General features: G+C 39.2%; 13 protein-coding genes, 1 tRNA gene and 3 pseudogenes. 11 read left to right on the top strand and 6 right to left on the bottom strand.

Features of this window, described 5'->3' with window-relative positions; genetic code table 11:
* Positions 1-1,164 (bottom strand): annotated as a pseudogene (locus ACVRZD_RS03860) (hypothetical protein); the annotation flags it as partial.
* Here ACVRZD_RS03860 and ACVRZD_RS03855 point away from each other — a divergent pair.
* Entirely contained in the window at positions 1,085-3,025 is a 1,941-nt protein-coding gene (locus ACVRZD_RS03855) for a Rib/alpha-like domain-containing protein (RefSeq protein WP_447450283.1), read from the top strand. The pseudogene ACVRZD_RS03860 and the gene ACVRZD_RS03855 overlap by 80 nt on opposite strands.
* Before the next feature lie 429 nt (positions 3,026-3,454).
* Positions 3,455-3,580, top strand: a pseudogene (locus tag ACVRZD_RS03850) (type II toxin-antitoxin system RelB/DinJ family antitoxin); the annotation flags it as partial.
* A 322-nt stretch (positions 3,581-3,902) separates the two neighbouring features.
* Here the strand turns inward: ACVRZD_RS03850 and ACVRZD_RS03845 are convergent.
* Positions 3,903-3,973, bottom strand: a tRNA-Thr gene (locus ACVRZD_RS03845).
* Positions 3,974-4,351: 378 nt separating this feature from the next.
* Between ACVRZD_RS03845 and ACVRZD_RS03840 the strand changes: the two genes are divergently transcribed.
* Positions 4,352-5,170, top strand: a complete 819-nt coding sequence (locus ACVRZD_RS03840) for an MBL fold metallo-hydrolase (RefSeq protein ID WP_447450282.1) — start codon at positions 4,352-4,354, stop codon at positions 5,168-5,170.
* 19 nt (positions 5,171-5,189) lie between these two features.
* On the opposite strand, the gene ACVRZD_RS03835 is transcribed toward ACVRZD_RS03840, so the two are convergent.
* Positions 5,190-6,560 carry an MATE family efflux transporter gene (locus ACVRZD_RS03835; RefSeq protein WP_447450281.1) on the bottom strand — a complete coding sequence of 457 codons (1,371 nt, stop codon included), beginning with the start codon at positions 6,558-6,560 and terminating at the stop codon, positions 5,190-5,192.
* A complete protein-coding gene (locus tag ACVRZD_RS03830; RefSeq protein WP_037625287.1) occupies positions 6,535-7,005 on the bottom strand; it encodes a MarR family winged helix-turn-helix transcriptional regulator in 471 nt (156 codons plus the stop codon). Before ACVRZD_RS03830 ends, ACVRZD_RS03835 begins: the two co-directional genes overlap by 26 nt.
* Positions 7,006-7,155: 150 nt before the next feature.
* Between ACVRZD_RS03830 and ACVRZD_RS03825 the strand changes: the two genes are divergently transcribed.
* The 8 genes and pseudogenes from ACVRZD_RS03825 to ACVRZD_RS03790 all read left to right on the top strand — a co-directional run bounded on the left by ACVRZD_RS03825 (position 7,156) and on the right by ACVRZD_RS03790 (position 14,644).
* The gene (locus ACVRZD_RS03825; protein ID WP_037625289.1) at positions 7,156-7,410 is read left to right on the top strand and encodes a DUF1912 family protein; all 255 of its coding nucleotides are present in this window, start codon (positions 7,156-7,158) and stop codon (positions 7,408-7,410) included.
* Between the two features lie 19 nt (positions 7,411-7,429).
* A complete protein-coding gene (locus tag ACVRZD_RS03820) occupies positions 7,430-7,825 on the top strand; it encodes a helix-hairpin-helix domain-containing protein (protein ID WP_037625291.1) in 396 nt (131 codons plus the stop codon).
* Between the two features lie 254 nt (positions 7,826-8,079).
* Positions 8,080-8,613 (top strand): DapH/DapD/GlmU-related protein, encoded by a 534-nt coding sequence (locus tag ACVRZD_RS03815; RefSeq protein ID WP_037625294.1) that lies wholly within the window; start codon positions 8,080-8,082, stop codon positions 8,611-8,613.
* A 7-nt stretch (positions 8,614-8,620) separates the two neighbouring features.
* On the top strand, positions 8,621-9,640 hold the full coding sequence (locus ACVRZD_RS03810) for a helix-hairpin-helix domain-containing protein (RefSeq protein ID WP_052128120.1): 1,020 nt from the start codon (positions 8,621-8,623) through the stop codon (positions 9,638-9,640).
* An 11-nt stretch (positions 9,641-9,651) separates the two neighbouring features.
* The gene (locus ACVRZD_RS03805) at positions 9,652-10,227 is read left to right on the top strand and encodes a GNAT family N-acetyltransferase (RefSeq protein ID WP_037625297.1); all 576 of its coding nucleotides are present in this window, start codon (positions 9,652-9,654) and stop codon (positions 10,225-10,227) included.
* Between the two features lie 148 nt (positions 10,228-10,375).
* The gene (locus tag ACVRZD_RS03800) at positions 10,376-11,635 is read left to right on the top strand and encodes a helix-hairpin-helix domain-containing protein (protein WP_037625299.1); all 1,260 of its coding nucleotides are present in this window, start codon (positions 10,376-10,378) and stop codon (positions 11,633-11,635) included.
* Between the two features lie 79 nt (positions 11,636-11,714).
* Positions 11,715-11,969, top strand: a pseudogene (locus ACVRZD_RS03795) (DUF1349 domain-containing protein); the annotation flags it as partial.
* Positions 11,970-11,989: 20 nt separating this feature from the next.
* Positions 11,990-14,644 (top strand): valine--tRNA ligase, encoded by a 2,655-nt coding sequence (locus ACVRZD_RS03790; RefSeq protein ID WP_037625301.1) that lies wholly within the window; start codon positions 11,990-11,992, stop codon positions 14,642-14,644.
* Between the two features lie 245 nt (positions 14,645-14,889).
* Here ACVRZD_RS03790 and ACVRZD_RS03785 read toward each other — a convergent pair.
* Both ACVRZD_RS03785 and ACVRZD_RS03780 read right to left on the bottom strand, forming a co-directional pair.
* A protein-coding gene (locus ACVRZD_RS03785; protein ID WP_155274938.1) for an IS3 family transposase occupies positions 14,890-15,935 on the bottom strand; the annotation gives its coding sequence in 2 pieces (ribosomal slippage) (positions 14,890-15,659 and positions 15,659-15,935; 1,047 coding nt in all).
* Positions 15,936-16,283: 348 nt separating this feature from the next.
* Positions 16,284-16,367, bottom strand: a complete 84-nt coding sequence (locus tag ACVRZD_RS03780; protein ID WP_447450284.1) for a putative holin-like toxin — start codon at positions 16,365-16,367, stop codon at positions 16,284-16,286.
* Positions 16,368-16,580: the final 213 nt, after the last annotated feature.

The following is a 16,580-nucleotide window of genomic DNA, read 5'->3' as shown; positions in this document are numbered from 1 at the left end:
CTCAACGTCAGTATCAGGCTCAACGTCGATAAGTGACTCAACGTCCGTATCGGCATCAACGTCGATAAGTGACTCAACGTCCGTATCGGCATCAACGTCGCAAAGCGCTTCGACATCTGTATCGACATCAATGTCACAAAGTGCTTCGACATCTGTATCGACATCAATGTCACAAAGTGTATCGACATCAGTATCAGGCTCAACGTCGATAAGTGCCTCAACGTCAGTATCAGGCTCAGCGTCACAAAGTGCTTCAACGTCCGTATCAACATCAATGTCGCAAAGCGCATCGACATCCGTATCGACATCAATGTCACAAAGTGCTTCGACATCAGTATCAGGCTCAACGTCACAAAGCGCATCGACATCAGTATCAGGCTCAACGTCGATAAGTGCCTCAACGTCAGTATCAGGCTCAACGTCGATAAGTGATTCAACGTCCGTATCAACATCAATGTCGCAAAGCGCTTCGACATCCGTATCGACATCAACGTCGCAAAGCGACTCAACATCCGTATCGACATCAACGTCGCAAAGCGATTCGACATCTGTATCAAGCTCAACGTCGCAAAGTGCTTCGACATCAGTATCAGGCTCAACGTCGATAAGTGCCTCAACGTCCGTATCGACATCAACGTCGCAAAGCGACTCAACATCCGTATCGACTTCAACATCGATAAGTGCCTCAACGTCAGTATCAGGCTCAACATCGATAAGTGCTTCGATGTCAGTATCAGGCTCAGCGTCATTAAGTGCTTCGATGTCAGTGTCAGGCTCAACATCGATAAGTGATTCGGCGTCAGTATCAGGCTCAACATCGATAAGTGCTTCGATGTCAGTATCAGGCTCAGCGTCATTAAGTGCTTCGATGTCAGTATTAGGCTCAACGTCGCAAAGCGACTCAATGTCCGTATCAGCTTCAACATCGATAAGTGACTCAACGTCTGTATCGACATCAATGTCGCAAAGAGCTTCGGCGTCAGAGTCAGGCTCAACATCGATAAGTGACTCAACGTCCGTATCAGCTTCAACATCGATAAGTGATTCGGCGTCAGTATTAGGCTCAACGTCATTAAGTGCTTCGATGTCAGAGTCAGTCTCAACGTCGATAAGTGACTCAACATCCGTATCAGCTTCAACATCGATAAGTGACTCAACGTCCATATCGGCTTCAACGTCGCAAAGCGATTCGACATCAATGTCACAAAGCGCTTCGACATCAGTATCAGGCTCAACATCAATAAGTGACTCAAAGTCCGTATCAGCTTCAACATCAATAAGTGACTCAACGTCCGTATCGACATCAACGTCACAAAGTGCTTCGACGTCAGTATCAGGCTCAACATCGATAAGTGATTCTACATCCGTATCGACATCAATGTCACAAAGTGATTCGACATCAGAGTCAGGCTCAACATCAATAAGTGACTCAACATCCGTATCGACATCAACGTCGCAAAACGCTTCGATGTCAGTATCAGGCTCAGCGTCATTAAGTGCTTCGATGTCAGTATCAGGCTCAACGTCGATAAGTGCTTCGATGTCAGTGTCAGGCTCAACGTCGATAAGTGCCTCAACGTCCGTATCGACATCAACGTCGCAAAGCGCTTCGACATCAGTATCGACATCAACGTCGCAAAGCGATTCGATATCTGTATCGACATCAATGTCACAAAGTGCTTCGACATCAGTATCAGGCTCAACGTCACAAAGCGCTTCAACATCAGTATCAGGCTCAACGTCGATAAGTGCCTCAACGTCCGTATCGACATCAACGTCGCAAAGCGCTTCAACATCTGTATCGACATCAATGTCACAAAGTGCTTCGACATCAGTATCAGGCTCAACGTCGATAAGTGCCTCAACGTCCGTATCGACATCAACGTCGCAAAGCGACTCAACATCCGTATCGACATCAACATCGATAAGTGAGTCAACGTCAGTATCAGGCTCAGCGTCATTAAGTGCTTCGACATCAGTATCAGGCTCAGCGTCATTAAGTGCTTCGATGTCAGTATCAGTCTCAGCGTCATTAAGTGCTTCGATGTCAGTATCAGTCTCAGCGTCATTAAGTGCTTCGATGTCAGTATCAGTCTCAGCGTCATTAAGTGCTTCGATGTCAGTGTCAGGCTCAACATCGATAAGTGCTTCGATGTCAGTATCAGGCTCAACGTCGATAAGTGCCTCAACGTCAGTATCAGCTTCAACATCGATAAGTGATTCAACATCCGTATCGACTTCAACATCGATAAGTGACTCAACATCCGTATCAACATCAATGTCGACTTCAACTTCAGAAGCTAATTTATATCAACCAACCTATACAGATACAACTGTTAAATCAGGGGATACAGCTACAATAACCCCAACGTTAACAGATTCGACGGGGGCGGTAGTAACACCACCAGTTGGAATACAGTTTACGTCACCAAGTTTACCAATATGGGCAACAATTGATCTTACTACAGGAACAATTACGGCTAAACCTGGAACAGATGTATTAGCAGGAACAAACACAATTCCAGTAACTGTAACATATCTAGATGGAACAACAGATGTAGTTGAAGCAAAAATTACAGTAACATCAACACAAGCAGATACGAACACACCAGTTGCACAGGATCAAACTGTAAAAGTAGGAGAAACACCTAAGGTAGAAGATTCGATTGCCAACCTACCAGAATTACCAACAGGTACAACAGTAAGTTATGAAACACCAGTGGATACAAGTACAGCAGGTACCAAAGATGCTGTAGTCGTTGTCACCTATCCAGATGGTTCAGTGGACAAATTGCCAGTATCTATCGCGGTTGTTGAAAATCCAACACAAGCGGGTACGAACAAAAATAATCAAGTAGGCAAAAATCAGACAATAAAACCTTTATCAAATATTGTTAAAGATAGTGATAAAGAAAATAGTTTACCAACAACTGGTGAGAATGTAAATCCATTCTTCAATATTGCGACTTTATCAATTATTGCATCTGTTGGCTTAATAGCTATTCCTAAGAAAAAGGAGGATTAATCTTTTGACCAAAAATGTCATAAAATTTTTCCTGTTTTTTCTCTAGATATTTGTTTTCTCTCTCTTCAAAAAATTGAATACCTAAGTGGAAAAATCAAGTTTATACTTTAAAAAAGATTGGAAATTATCCAATCTTTTTAGTTTTTTTACTTAACTACCCACTATAGAACTCTAAAGCCAGTAGATTATGTTTTAGTTTTGAAAGTAGCAGTAATCAAGTAGAATTTACCAAATATTTTACATTCCCTTTTTGTGGTAAAAATAGTATAGGCTAAATAGATAAATTTAGGTATAATTTTACTTTTTACTGTTGCATAATATGATATAGCATATTTTATAGAGTAATTGATATAAAATTGACTGTTTTTATTTGCGTAGTAGAGTTATTGGTTATACAATAGCTATACAAAAATAGATTAGGGTGATATTATGTCAACAGTAGCAGTAAGAGTTGATGATCAGTTAAAAGATGATGCCACAGAACTATTTCAATCTTTAGGATACTTAGATATGAGTACAGCAGTAAAAATGTTTTTGATTCAATCTGTTAAAACTTAGAGTATTCCTTTTGAAATAAAAAAATAAATCATCTATTTCTGATGAAGAATTTTAACATTTAGTAGAATCAAAATTAAAAGGTATTTGTGTTAGGACAAATGATCTTTATAGTGTGAAAGCTTTTCTTGATGATGAAAAAGATATCAAATAATTAATAGAAACATATGGTCATTTGCTTCTGGAAGTGGAAGAAAAGGAAAATAATCAGCTTTTAAAAATTCTTAATAATAAAGAAGGTTTTTAAAATAGTCATCAAGAACAATTTAAGAACAAAAACAAAAGAAACCCTATAACAATAAGGTTTCATTAATATTATTGATGCCACCACCGAGAATCGAACTCGGAACGAAGCATTACCATTGCTTTATTATACCATTTAACTATAGCGGCTACCTATTTATGATACTATATCTTGTCCTTGGACGCAAGTTCTTTTTGTATACTTTTGCAATCCTATTTCACAAAACGATGGGAAATGGTCTCTTTATGAAATGAGAATACTATTTCAAGGTTTTATGTCGCTATTTTAACCTTTCCTATGGTAAAGTAGGGTTAGAGTAATGAACTTACCAGTTTTGGTGGTAATCCATAAACCAATCAAGATGTTCATCGTGCGATTTTAATTTTATTTACTAACATCAATTGCTTTTATTTTGTCTACCTTTTTGTCATGTTTTTCAGTGTGTCTAAAGTTAATCGGGGTCGTGGTGACACGCCTTATGAGATCATTAGTCTGAGTAAAAAAAGGTGATTTATTGGAGGAATCTTATGTCAATTCAATTTAGTCAAACTGGTCAAGCCATGCCAGAAAAAACCATAACACTTGATGCATCTGCCTTTGATGCCATTTCAGGGACGGATGTCTATTGGTTAGGTAATGCATCACTATTGATTAATAGTCGTGGTACCATTATTTTGATTGACCCAATTTTAGATAGCTTTGATATGCCTCTTCTAATAGATATGCCGATTGCTTCTTGGGATATTCCTCGGGTCGATGCTCTGCTCATTTCGCATATCGATAATGACCATTTGTCTTTTGATACTTTGGAAGCTATCAAAGGACAAACGAAGAGCTTTCACGCGCCAGCTTATGTCGCAGACGTCATGAAAGAAAAAGGGTTTGAGACACAAGAACACGCCGTTGGGGAGGTTTTTGAGGTTAATGGAATTAAGATAACGCCTACCCCGACCAAACATAATTGGCAAAGTGAGAAAGAAAAGTACAATTTCCGTGAGTGGAGGGAGGAAGAATACGTGGGTTACTGGATTGAGACCCTTGATGGGAAACTTTGGTTGCCTAGCGATTCACGTCTCTTACCTGAACATTTGGAGATGGATAATCCTGATGTTATTTTCTTTGATTTCTCTGATAATGAATGGCATATTGGTTATGACAATGCGCTTTTGGAAGCTAGGACCTATCCCAATGCTGATCTAGTTTGTATCTATTGGGGATCTGTTGATGCCTTTGATTGGGCAGTTTTTAATGGCAATCCTGATCAATTGCGAAAAGACATTGTCAATCCGGACCGTGTATATGATTTACCAGTCGGTGGTAAACTAGCAGTAACTAAAAAAAGCTAAAGACTGTTTCTTTAGCTTTTTACATACCATCAGCTCTGAGGTCGTGAGGCATTCGTTTGAATTCACGTTTCAAGAAATATAGAGCAGAAATAAAGGCAATCAAATCGGATATTGGACCTGCGTACATAACCCCGTCAACGCCCATAAAATGAGGAAGAATGAAGAGTAATGGTAGGAGGAAGATAACCTGTTTTGTTAATGATAAAAAGGCACCGATGCCAGATTTTCCAATGGCTTGGAAGAAGGTTGTTGAAGCAATTTGTACCCCATTTACAAATACAAAAAATAAGAAGATACGTAAGTACATCATTCCAAATTCATAATAACGCTCAGACCCTGTTCCAAAAAGCTGAAGAAATTGTCTTGTGAATAGTTCAAAGCAAAGAAAGGCGACGATTGAGATGATGCTTGCTGTTTTTAATAATAATGATGTCGTCTCAGTGACACGTTTGAAATCTTTAGCGCCATAGTTATAACCAATAATGGGTTGGGCACCTTGTACAAGTCCAATAATAATGGATACAAACAGGGCATTGATTTTCATGACAATTCCTGCAACGGCAATTGATATATCTGCACCATAAATCGATTCGGCGCCGAATTTGCGCAGCATATTATTAGTAACAACCTGAACAACAAGCATTGAGGATTGGAAAATAAATGAAGAGGAACCAACTTTTAAAATTTGATTTACGCTGTCTTTATGCAACTTGAAGTCATTGGCTTTGAGTGGAATAGATTTAAAGTTTCTAAAATATAGCCCCATGTAGATGGCGGACGCCATTTGACTAATTAATGTGGCCAATCCAGCACCTTTAATTCCCCAATGAAAATGGAAAAGAAAAATAGGAACTAAGATGGCATTTAAAATGGCCCCCAAAATGATTGCCATCATAGAGTAGGTTGAACTCCCGTCAGCGCGTACCAGTGGATTTACACTGAGCGTGAATAATAAAAATGGAATACCAAAGGCTGACATGGCAGTAAAATCTTGGGCCAAAGTCATAATGGTATCAGTAGCTCCAAATAATAGAAGAAGCGGTTTAATAAAGAGGATAACCAAAACTCCGGCAATAGTCCCTACTGTTAATGATAGGGTAATAGCATTGCCGACAAACTTACTTGCTTGATCAATATGGCCTCGTCCTAAGGATAAATTGAAGTTTGCGGCGCCACCTAAACCAAATGTTAAACCAAAAGCTAAACAAAGAATGGTTAATGGAAAGGCAACACTGGTCGCTGCATTTCCTAAATAACCAATACCGTGGCCGATGTAAATTTGATCGACAATATTATAAAGTGAACTGACCAAGTTTGCAGTGATAGCTGGCATGGCCATGGCAAATAACAATTTTGAGATAGATTCAGTCTGAAATTTGTTGGCTTGCATTAAGTCCTCCTTTGTTTGATTTGTTGTTTGCTGTATTTAATAATTTAATGAGGAGTGGTTTGAGAAGTTTAGTGTCTTCTTCTTGGAGATTTTTTGTAAAATTTGCTTCAATTCTATTACTGATGCCAATAATCTTGTCATGCATGGCTAAGGCAGACTCCGTTAGGAGAAGAACTTTTGATCGTTTATCCAAAGGATGGTCTTGTCTAGTGATGAGGCCCTTTTTCTCAAGATTTTGAATGATGCCAGTGACTGTTGGATTTGTCATACCAAAGAATGATTCTAAATCAATTTGTCTAACTGTGGCCTGAGGGCGTAATGTGAGGTATTTTAGAATTTTAAATTGACTAGGTGTAATATTTTCTTTAAGGAGTAAATGGTTTGCCTGACGATCAAACTCTAAACTAGCCATTTTTATTAAAACTCCGATATGTTCATCTTTCATTTGTTTCCATCCTTTTTCATAGCATCCTATGTAACTTACCTATTATAACATAGCATCCTATCTTTTTCTAGGTAAAAATTGAGATAAGATAGCATAATAGTGAAGGCTATGATATAATGATTGGGATAATATGAGAAAGAGGCAGTAGGTATGGCTTACGAAAAAGAATTTCTAAGAGATTTTGAAGAATGGGTTGCGACGCAAATTCAAATGAATCAACTGGCAATGACAACTAGTCGACAAATTGCTCAAGAAGATGGAGATGAGCGCGCCAAGGATGCCTTCATTCGCTACGAAAGTAAGTTGGATGCTTATCTATTTTTACAAGGAAAATTCGACAATTACAAACAAGGTAAGAATTTCCACGATATACCAGATGATTTATTTGGTGTAAGACATTATTAAGGGTTAAGAGGAAAAACATATGGCAAAGCAACATAAACGTAAAAAATTATTAAAATTATCAATGAAACGTAAAGGACTTCTGTCTAAAGCCAGTCAGGTCATTGATTACACTGTGGAAAAAGTTGAATCATTTGTGGACGAGACTATCACAACAGGTAAAGACTTAGTGGCAAAAGGGACTCAGAAATTCGATGACTTAAAAACACAGGACGCTAAGGATTCACTTGAACAGTTTGCAGCACAAGAGCAGTTAGCTGGTATTCGCTCAGATCTTGTTGAAACCTTATATACGCAAGGTATTCACTCAGTTGATACTTTTAGTCAATGGACTGAAAAAGAACTATTGGCTTTAAAAGGTATCGGTCCAGCAACTGTTGAGAAACTCCTTGAAAATGGTGTAAAATTAAAAAAATAAACCAATAGTAATTGCTTATCCTTTTTAAATCTGTTAGAATAGTAGCAATCAGAGGTCTTTTAAAGGTAGTTGTTCCAGAGAGCGGTGGTGTTGAGAAATCCGTACAATGATTAAAAGGATGTTGCTGAGGTCAACAATTGAAAACAAAGTTGCAACTGGTTGTCAGTTGAAATTGGGTGGTACCGCGGATTATAACATTCGTCCCTGTCTAGCTATGCTAGGCGGGGATTTTTCTATAGTTGGAGAAACATGTTATGGGAATAAAGCCGAAATATACAAGTTTTAAGGATAGCAAATTATTTGAAGAAGCGATTGCTTTAACAATGGCTATTAACAATTCTTATCATCAGCCACATGAATTACGTGATTTATTGTCGCAATGGACTGGGGAGACGGTTCCAGAGAGTCTGCGACTCTTCCCACCCTTTTATACTGATTTTGGGAAAAATCTTGGCTTTGGTGAGGATGTCTTCGTGAATTCTGGCTGTCATTTTCAAGACCAAGGTGGTATCACGATTGGACGCGGTACGCTGATTGGTCATAATGTGGTTATGGCTACAGTCAATCATGCTTTGGAACCCAGTCGCGACCAGAAAAAATTCTATGCTCCAATTGACATTGGTCAAAAGGTCTGGGTAGGTTCAAACGTAACCATTTTGCCTGGTGTGACGGTCGGTGATTGGCCTGTCATAGCAGCGAGAGCAGTTGTCACCAAGGACGTGCTAGCCTATACTGTTGTTGGTGGTGTCCCTGCTAAAGTAATCAAAGCAATCGATCCAGAAAGTTAGGTGAGTTATGAAAAATAAGAAAAATCATTTGAGAAGTCTAAAATCTCCAGTAAGAAGTAAAAATGGGGAAGCAAAAAAGCAAAAGGCAGATCAGAAATTCCTGAAACTTATGATGTCAGGAAAGGTATCAACTTTTGATTTAAATAATATTTTAGCTATTGATGAGGACCATTTAGGTGCAAAATTTGAACTCTTTATGCGAGAAGAAGATGAATCTGATTTAGATTATCTGGCTACATTACTTGAATTAGTTACTCAAGCAAAAAAAGAGTGGGTTATTGAGAATTGTCCTGATTGGTCTAATGGAGTGCCTACTATTCCTTTGGAAGTTCTGTTGCAATCAATTATGAAATTGACTGAATTGGGTTATTTAGGGCTAGCAAATGAACTCTTGGATTTCATGATAAGTAAAGGTATTCAAGAAATGCCTAAGGATTTTGTCTATCTGCTCTATTCTGTCAAAAATATGGTTTTTGATTTTGACTTCATTGAAAGGCAATGTAGTTACCAACGTCATATAGGTCAAATGGCAGATTTTGAGCGGCTTCATTATTTGATTGCTGCTTTGTTGAAAGGCGAAACAAGTTTAGCAGAAGAAATATTTGAAGAAATTTATAGTTTATATCCTGAAACAGGCATATTATTTCAACTTGGTGCATGGGTGACCATGCCATTAGATGAACTTGAATTTTCAAGTTATTTTCCAGAGAATTTCACAATGTTTGATGGAATCTTCTATATGGCTCCCTTCCTGTTACAGAGACAACATATCATTCAACAAATTAGTCAGATGGCGACTACCGAGGAAATGAATAGACCGGATTCGTATTTTCATTTTAATGAGTTCCAATCTCTCAAAGAATTAAAAGGTATCAGCGAAAACCGCCTTAAAATTTTATTTGATAATGAGATTAGATCACTTGAAGATTTTCAAGAGTGGTCAAAAGACGACCTACTAGCACTTGAAGGTATTGGGAAATCGACATTAAATGTCCTTGAAAAAAATAATGTTCCCTTAAAAGATTAAGATGGTGGTTTATGAAAATTTTAGGATCTTTTGAAAATAATGTTCTGCCAACTTTGGAGACGGAGCGCCTTATTCTTAGGACCAGAACCTTGGACGATGCGGTAGCTATCTTTGACTATGCAAAACGGCCTGAGGTTTCTGAGCCTGCAGGATTTCCAGCTGTCAAAACTTTAGAGGATGAAATCACTTATCTGGAGACGGTTTATCCAAACAACCAGGCCATGCACAACATGCCGATTGGCTATGGAATTACCTTGAAAGGTGAAAACCGCGTTATTGGTTCTATTGATTTCAATCGTTGCCACTCGGAAGGTGTCTATGAAATGGGCTATTTGCTGCATCCTGATTTTTGGGGGCAAGGCATTGTGCCGGAGGCGGCTTCAGCAATCATTGAACTGGGATTCACTGTATTAGACCTCTATAAAATTGAAATTGGCTGTTTTGGCTTCAATCAGAAAAGTCAGCGTGTGGCTGAAAAGTTAGGGTTTACCTTGGAAGCAAGACTACGAGGCTACAAAGCAGTTGATGGCAGACGTACCGACGATCTCAGGTACGGACTACTTAAAAGTGAATGGGAGGAGATGTGACATGAAAATTTTTAAGACATCACACCTAGTCTGGACCTTCCAACCAAAATCTTATGAGGTCTTTGATGACGAGTCGTGATTGAAAGCTGGCAAGTATTAGAAGTTATTTTTTGAAAATAAATCATCAAATCAAAATGGAGATTGTTATATGGCTAAAAAAAATCGCAAAAAAGAATTAAAGCGTAAGCAAAAATTAGAAATAACAACGGATATGAGCCAGTTCGGTCAGGAATTAGATAAACAAATAACTAAACCACGCATTGTTGAAAGAAGACTATTAAATGCTTATGATCGTCAATTTTTAGCATTACGTCAATTTTATGCAGAGTTTGATAATGACTATCCAGCTCAAGAAGACGTTGATAACCTCACGCAATCTTTGAGTAACGGTACTTTTGTATTTCTAAAAGAATACCAATTGCTATTGGAAGCACTCGACTCTCTAAATAGTACTAAACGTCGAAAACTTTTTAGGGAAATATTAAAAGAGAATCCTCATTCTTATGACGCTAAGTTACAGTTGTTAATTGAAGACACTGATCCAGCTGATTTTGACTACTATGAACGTTTGCATGAATTTGTAGCTGAAACCTTACTCTTATGGAAAAGTGAAGATTATTCTGACTATCGTTTGATAACAGCTAGACCATACTGGGTTTGTTTTTGTTTTGCAATTGACTTCTACCTACATTCTGGGAATACCTTCCTTGCCGTAGAATTAGTAGAAGAGATATTAAGGCATCCATTAAACAGTTTTACGCCAAACTTTTTATCACTAGCATTTGCATCTTATCTTGAGACAGGTCAATTTCAAAAGATGTCTCTTTTATATCAGCGATTTATGAAGAGTGAATCAGCAAGTGTGCTCTCAAAGGATGGACCACTTATTTACATGGTAATGGCTGACATTCTCTCACATCACCATGAAGATGCAGAAAAACGTTTATCATATCTATTCAAAATGAATGATGAAGCTTTTGAGTTTCTTGCTAATCCTGACTGGGTTGATGATATTTTTGAAATTGATTATGAAGATGCCTATCTCCCATATTCCGCAGATGCCTTAAGAGCCTATCTTCTCCCAGCATTGGATTATATTGAAGAAAACATTGCGCTTCAAACCTATATAGAGCATTATTTTGAGTCTAAATCAGCTCGGTCAGTTGAAAGAACACAAATTGGTCGAAATGTATTACAGTGGCAAAAGATACTAGAGCTGATGAGTCAACCCAAATTAAAAGGAATTCGCTTTGATATGATACGATACTTGGCTGAGTTTGGTATAGAATCAGTAACAGATTTTAAAAAATACACTGAAAAAGAGATTCTTTCAATCAAAGGAATAGGAAAAGTTACCGTTGAAAAGTTAAAAGATAATGGTATTATTTTTAAGGTTGATAAAAAATAAGTAAAAGTCAACTACTAGCGGGCAACGGACCGATGATCTCAGATTCGGACTACTCAAAAGTGAGTGAGAGGAAGTTCAAACAGAAATTGATGCTTTCATCAAGGAAATATGGTAGCGACTCAGCCGTTGCCAAGATGACTTCAAATTGGAATGTTCACAAGACAGTGTGACCTTCAAACAATTGCGCATTTGCCATATGAGCAAAGCCAAAGGCCCAGTCCAATTTGGCATCTATGCCTGCATCCCAGAAGACTCAAGCTTTAGAGCAACTTTTACAGACTTCAAACTAGAAGACTATCAATGGCCAGCCCACGACGGACAAGAACCGGATTAATAACTCAAGAAAGGACTTATATGTCTAAAGAATTATCACCAAAATACAACCCAGCGGAAGTTGAAGCTGGGCGTTATCAAACTTGGCTTGCCCAAGATGTTTTCAAGCCGTCAGGCGACAAAACAGCTAAACCCTACTCAATCGTTATTCCACCACCAAATGTTACTGGGAAACTTCACCTAGGACACGCTTGGGATACAACCCTTCAAGATATCATCATCCGTCAAAAAAGGATGCAAGGTTTTGATACCCTTTGGTTACCAGGGATGGACCATGCGGGGATTGCAACTCAGGCTAAAGTAGAAGAACGTCTGCGCGAGCAAGGCATTACTCGCTACGATCTTGGCCGAGAAAAATTCCTGGAAAAAGTTTGGGATTGGAAGGATGAATACGCATCAACGATCAAGGGACAATGGGGCAAGATGGGGATCTCAGTGGATTATTCCCGCGAACGCTTCACCCTGGATGATGGTTTATCCAAAGCCGTTCGTAAGGTCTTCGTTGACCTCTACAAAAAAGGCTGGATTTACCGTGGCGAGTTCATCATTAACTGGGATCCAGCTGCCCGCACAGCTCTTTCCGACATCGAAGTTATCCATAAAGACGTGCAAGGTGCCTTTTACCACATGACTTATATGCTGGAAGATGGCTCGCGCGGTTTAGAAGTGGCAACTACCCGCCCAGAAACCATGTTTGGTGATGTGGCTGTAGCTGTCAACCCAGAAGATCCTCGTTACAAGGAGTTGATCGGCAAAAACGTTATCTTACCAATTGTGAATAAGCCTATCCCAATCGTGGCCGATGAACATGCCGACCCTGAATTCGGAACTGGGGTTGTTAAAATCACACCTGCCCATGATCCGAACGACTTCTTAGTAGGTCAACGCCAAAACTTACCACAAGTTAACGTGATGAACGATGACGGCACAATGAATGAGCTTGCAGGCGAGTTTGCTGGCATGGACCGTTTTGACGCTCGCAAAGCAACAGTTGAAAAATTAAGAGAACTTGGTGCCCTTGTTAAAATTGAAGAACGTGTCCACTCAGTTGGTCACTCAGAGCGTTCAGGTGCTGTAGTTGAGCCACGTTTATCAACACAATGGTTTGTTAAAATGGATCAATTGGCAAAAAATGCCATTGCTAACCAAGAAACAGAAGATAAAGTTGAGTTCTACCCACCACGTTTTAATGATACATTCATGAGCTGGATGGAAAATGTCCATGACTGGGTTATCTCACGTCAACTATGGTGGGGTCACCAAATCCCAGCTTGGTACAATACTGAAGGCGACATCTATGTAGGAGAAGAAGCACCAGAAGGAGACGGCTGGAAACAAGACGAAGACGTTCTTGATACCTGGTTCTCATCAGCCCTCTGGCCATTTTCAACCATGGGCTGGCCGGATACAGATGCTGAAGATTTCAAACGTTACTTCCCAACGTCAACATTAGTAACAGGTTATGACATCATCTTCTTCTGGGTATCACGGATGATTTTCCAATCATTGGAATTCACTAATCAACGCCCATTCCAAAACGTCCTTATCCATGGACTTATCCGTGACGAAGAAGGACGCAAAATGTCTAAATCATTGGGTAACGGTATTGACCCAATGGATGTTATTGAAAAATACGGTGCCGACGCTCTTCGTTGGTTCTTGTCAAACGGCTCTGCTCCAGGCCAGGACGTTCGTTTCTCTTATGAAAAAATGGATGCCAGCTGGAACTTCATTAACAAGATTTGGAACATTTCCCGTTATATCCTTATGAACAACGAAGGATTGACCTTAGAAGAAGCGGAGAGCAATGTGGTTAAGATTGCTAAGTCTGAAGCGGGTAATGTGACGGATAGATGGATTCTTCACAACCTCAATGAGACTATCGTCAAAGTTACGGAGAACTTTGACAAGTTCGAATTCGGTGTTGCAGGTCATATCCTCTACAATTTCATTTGGGAAGAGTTCGCCAACTGGTATGTCGAATTGACTAAGGAAGTCCTCTATTCCGAAAATGAAGCCGAGAAAGCGATGACCCGTTCTGTCCTACTCTATACTTTGGACAAAATCTTACGTCTTCTTCACCCAATTATGCCATTTGTGACGGAAGAAATTTTCGGACAAATTGCAGAAGGATCAATTGTAACAGCTGCTTATCCAGTGGTTAACCCTGCTTTTGAGAATGAAGCTGCGCACAATGGGGTGGAAAGTCTCAAAGACTTGATCCGTGCGGTTCGGAATGCGCGTGCTGAAGTGAACGTTGCACCAAGCAAGGCTATCACCATCATGATTAAAACGTCTGACAAAGAATTAGAAAACTTCTTCACGGACAACACCAATTACATCAACCGCTTCACGAACCCAGAGAAATTAGTCATTTCATCTGACATCGAAGCACCTGAATTGGCTATGACAAGCATCATCACAGGGGCAGAAATTTACTTGCCACTAGCTGACTTGCTCAACGTCGAAGAAGAACTAGCTCGTCTAGACAAAGAATTAGCCAAATGGCAAAAAGAACTAGACATGGTTGGTAAAAAACTAAGCAACGAACGCTTCGTCGCCAACGCCAAACCAGATGTCGTTCAAAAAGAACGCGACAAGCAGGCGGATTATCAGGCTAAGTACGATGCCACTCTTGCTCGTATTGAAGAGATGGAGAAACTTGTTAAATCTTAAAATCATCCACTACTTTCGCAGAGCTCTGTGCCTAGACCATCAGTCTAAGGCAAAGGGCTCTTTGTTGTACCGAACTGATTTTAACTGATTTAACTGTAACTGCGTTGGGCTGCCTTGTCTCAGATAGAATTTTGAAGATTTGAAAAGGCAACAGTTTTCTGTACAACATTTATAAAGTGTTTTTATTAGACCGTTAATCTTTTGGCCATGGGTGTCTGGTAGCTGAGACTGCCATGAATGCGATGCTAATTCCACCAGTGGACATAATCTTTCGTTTTAAGGACTAATTCTTCCAGTGACTGAAAGGTTTCTTGATGAATAAATTCAATTTTGAAAGCGCGATAGGTGCTCTCAGCTACGGCATTGTCATAAGGACAACCTGCTTGACTGAGAGAGCGGGTGATTCCAAAGGCCTGCAAGATGTCATCAATCAGCTGATTATCAAACTCCTTCCCACGATCAGAATGGAAGACCTTAACTTTGGTCAGAGCGTAGGGGATGCTTTGAATAGCTTGTTTAACGAGTTCAGCAGTCTTGTGCCAACCAACTGACAGACCGATGATTTCACGATTGAAGAGGTCAATAATCAAGCAAACATAAGCCCAGCACTTACCAACACGGACATAGGTCAAGTCGGTCACAATCGCTTCAAGTGGTCTTTCTTGATTGAATTGTCTGTGTAAGTAGTTAGGAATGGGTGCTTCATTCTTTCCTTTGGAATGCGGTTTAAAGGCTACTTTCTGATAAACGGATACCAAGTGGAGTCTCTCCATGATGCGACGAATCCGACGACGAGACAGCTGGATGCCTTCATTCTCTAAACATTTCTTGATTTTCCTAGCTCCGTATCTAGACTTACTCTCAAGAAAAATGCACGTAATTATCTCTTCAATCTCTACTTCAGATACTGGCACTACAGCTTTGTAATAATAGCTAGAGCGTGGTATATTCAGCCAACGACACATGGCTGAAATGCTATATTTATCCTTGTTAGCAGTGATTACTTCTCTTTTCGTGCCATAATCACCGCCGCTTGCTTTAGGATATCTAACTGCATCTCGAGTTCTTTATTACGCTTTCGGAGTTTAATCAGCTCACGCTGCTCATCTGTAAGATTATCAATAGTTTTAAAAGAACCAGTTGTTTTTGCCTGACGTACCCACTTATCGAAGGTTGATGAGGTTAACTCATAGTCTTTGATAAGCTCACTTCGTTTCATCCCTGCCTTATGAAGGTCAACGATTTGTCGCTTAAAGTCATCGGTGAAGTGGCGGCGTATTTTTCTAGACATAATATTCTCCTATTTTCTTTAGTGTAGAACACTTTATAAATTCTGTCTAGTTTAGTGTAACCTATTCAATTTAAAATAATAGTAAATTAAAGACTCTTATCTTTAGCATTCTAGTCTGAGGATAAGTATCTTTTATGTGTAGTTCAAAATTTCACCTTGCATTATAAAAAGTGATTAGTTTCTGTTGGTCATTCTATTGACATTTTATAGGCTTATTGTAAAATAAAACAAAAGGAGCTACTTTTGGTAGCTCCCCGTAGGACCGTTTTAAAGACGGGACGGATAAAAGTAGCAGTAAAAACCGTAACTCAGCACCGGTCAAAGTAGAAGAGGGCGGTTTTTACTGACTTATTTTCTTTTTGAAATAGAAACTATGGTCAATAAAAGAATGCCAAATTTTATCATAAGCATTAATGCTTGAAAAACTGACATGACGAAACCTTTCTATGGACAGTAAATGCATAGGCATCACCTCCTAAAATAGATTTCCGTCCCGCCTTCGAGACTTTCCTACAGTTAGTTATTCGTAAGTTAGACAGACATTTCTATCTAAAAAGCAATCAAAAATTGACATAAGTAAAAAAACTTGAACGAGATGAAGTTCAAGTCTTTTTTAGTTATTATCTCATTTGTTTTGTTTATTTT

Source organism: Streptococcus hongkongensis (assembly GCF_053206145.1).
Note: the sequence above shows the minus strand (reverse complement) of the source record. Positions and strands in the feature narration are given on the sequence as shown.

What these genes read in the sequence shown, in the direction of transcription:
- ACVRZD_RS03855 (WP_447450283.1), top strand. Translation starts at nt 1,085, where the DNA reads ATGTCAGAGTCAGTCTCAACGTCGATAAGTGACTCAACATCCGTATCA.
- ACVRZD_RS03840 (WP_447450282.1), top strand. Translation starts at nt 4,352, where the DNA reads ATGTCAATTCAATTTAGTCAAACTGGTCAAGCCATGCCAGAAAAAACC.
- ACVRZD_RS03835 (WP_447450281.1), bottom strand. Translation starts at nt 6,560, where the DNA reads ATGCAAGCCAACAAATTTCAGACTGAATCTATCTCAAAATTGTTATTT.
- ACVRZD_RS03830 (WP_037625287.1), bottom strand. Translation starts at nt 7,005, where the DNA reads ATGAAAGATGAACATATCGGAGTTTTAATAAAAATGGCTAGTTTAGAG.
- ACVRZD_RS03825 (WP_037625289.1), top strand. Translation starts at nt 7,156, where the DNA reads ATGGCTTACGAAAAAGAATTTCTAAGAGATTTTGAAGAATGGGTTGCG.
- ACVRZD_RS03820 (WP_037625291.1), top strand. Translation starts at nt 7,430, where the DNA reads ATGGCAAAGCAACATAAACGTAAAAAATTATTAAAATTATCAATGAAA.
- ACVRZD_RS03815 (WP_037625294.1), top strand. Translation starts at nt 8,080, where the DNA reads ATGGGAATAAAGCCGAAATATACAAGTTTTAAGGATAGCAAATTATTT.
- ACVRZD_RS03810 (WP_052128120.1), top strand. Translation starts at nt 8,621, where the DNA reads ATGAAAAATAAGAAAAATCATTTGAGAAGTCTAAAATCTCCAGTAAGA.
- ACVRZD_RS03805 (WP_037625297.1), top strand. Translation starts at nt 9,652, where the DNA reads ATGAAAATTTTAGGATCTTTTGAAAATAATGTTCTGCCAACTTTGGAG.
- ACVRZD_RS03800 (WP_037625299.1), top strand. Translation starts at nt 10,376, where the DNA reads ATGGCTAAAAAAAATCGCAAAAAAGAATTAAAGCGTAAGCAAAAATTA.
- ACVRZD_RS03790 (WP_037625301.1), top strand. Translation starts at nt 11,990, where the DNA reads ATGTCTAAAGAATTATCACCAAAATACAACCCAGCGGAAGTTGAAGCT.
- ACVRZD_RS03780 (WP_447450284.1), bottom strand. Translation starts at nt 16,367, where the DNA reads ATGTCAGTTTTTCAAGCATTAATGCTTATGATAAAATTTGGCATTCTT.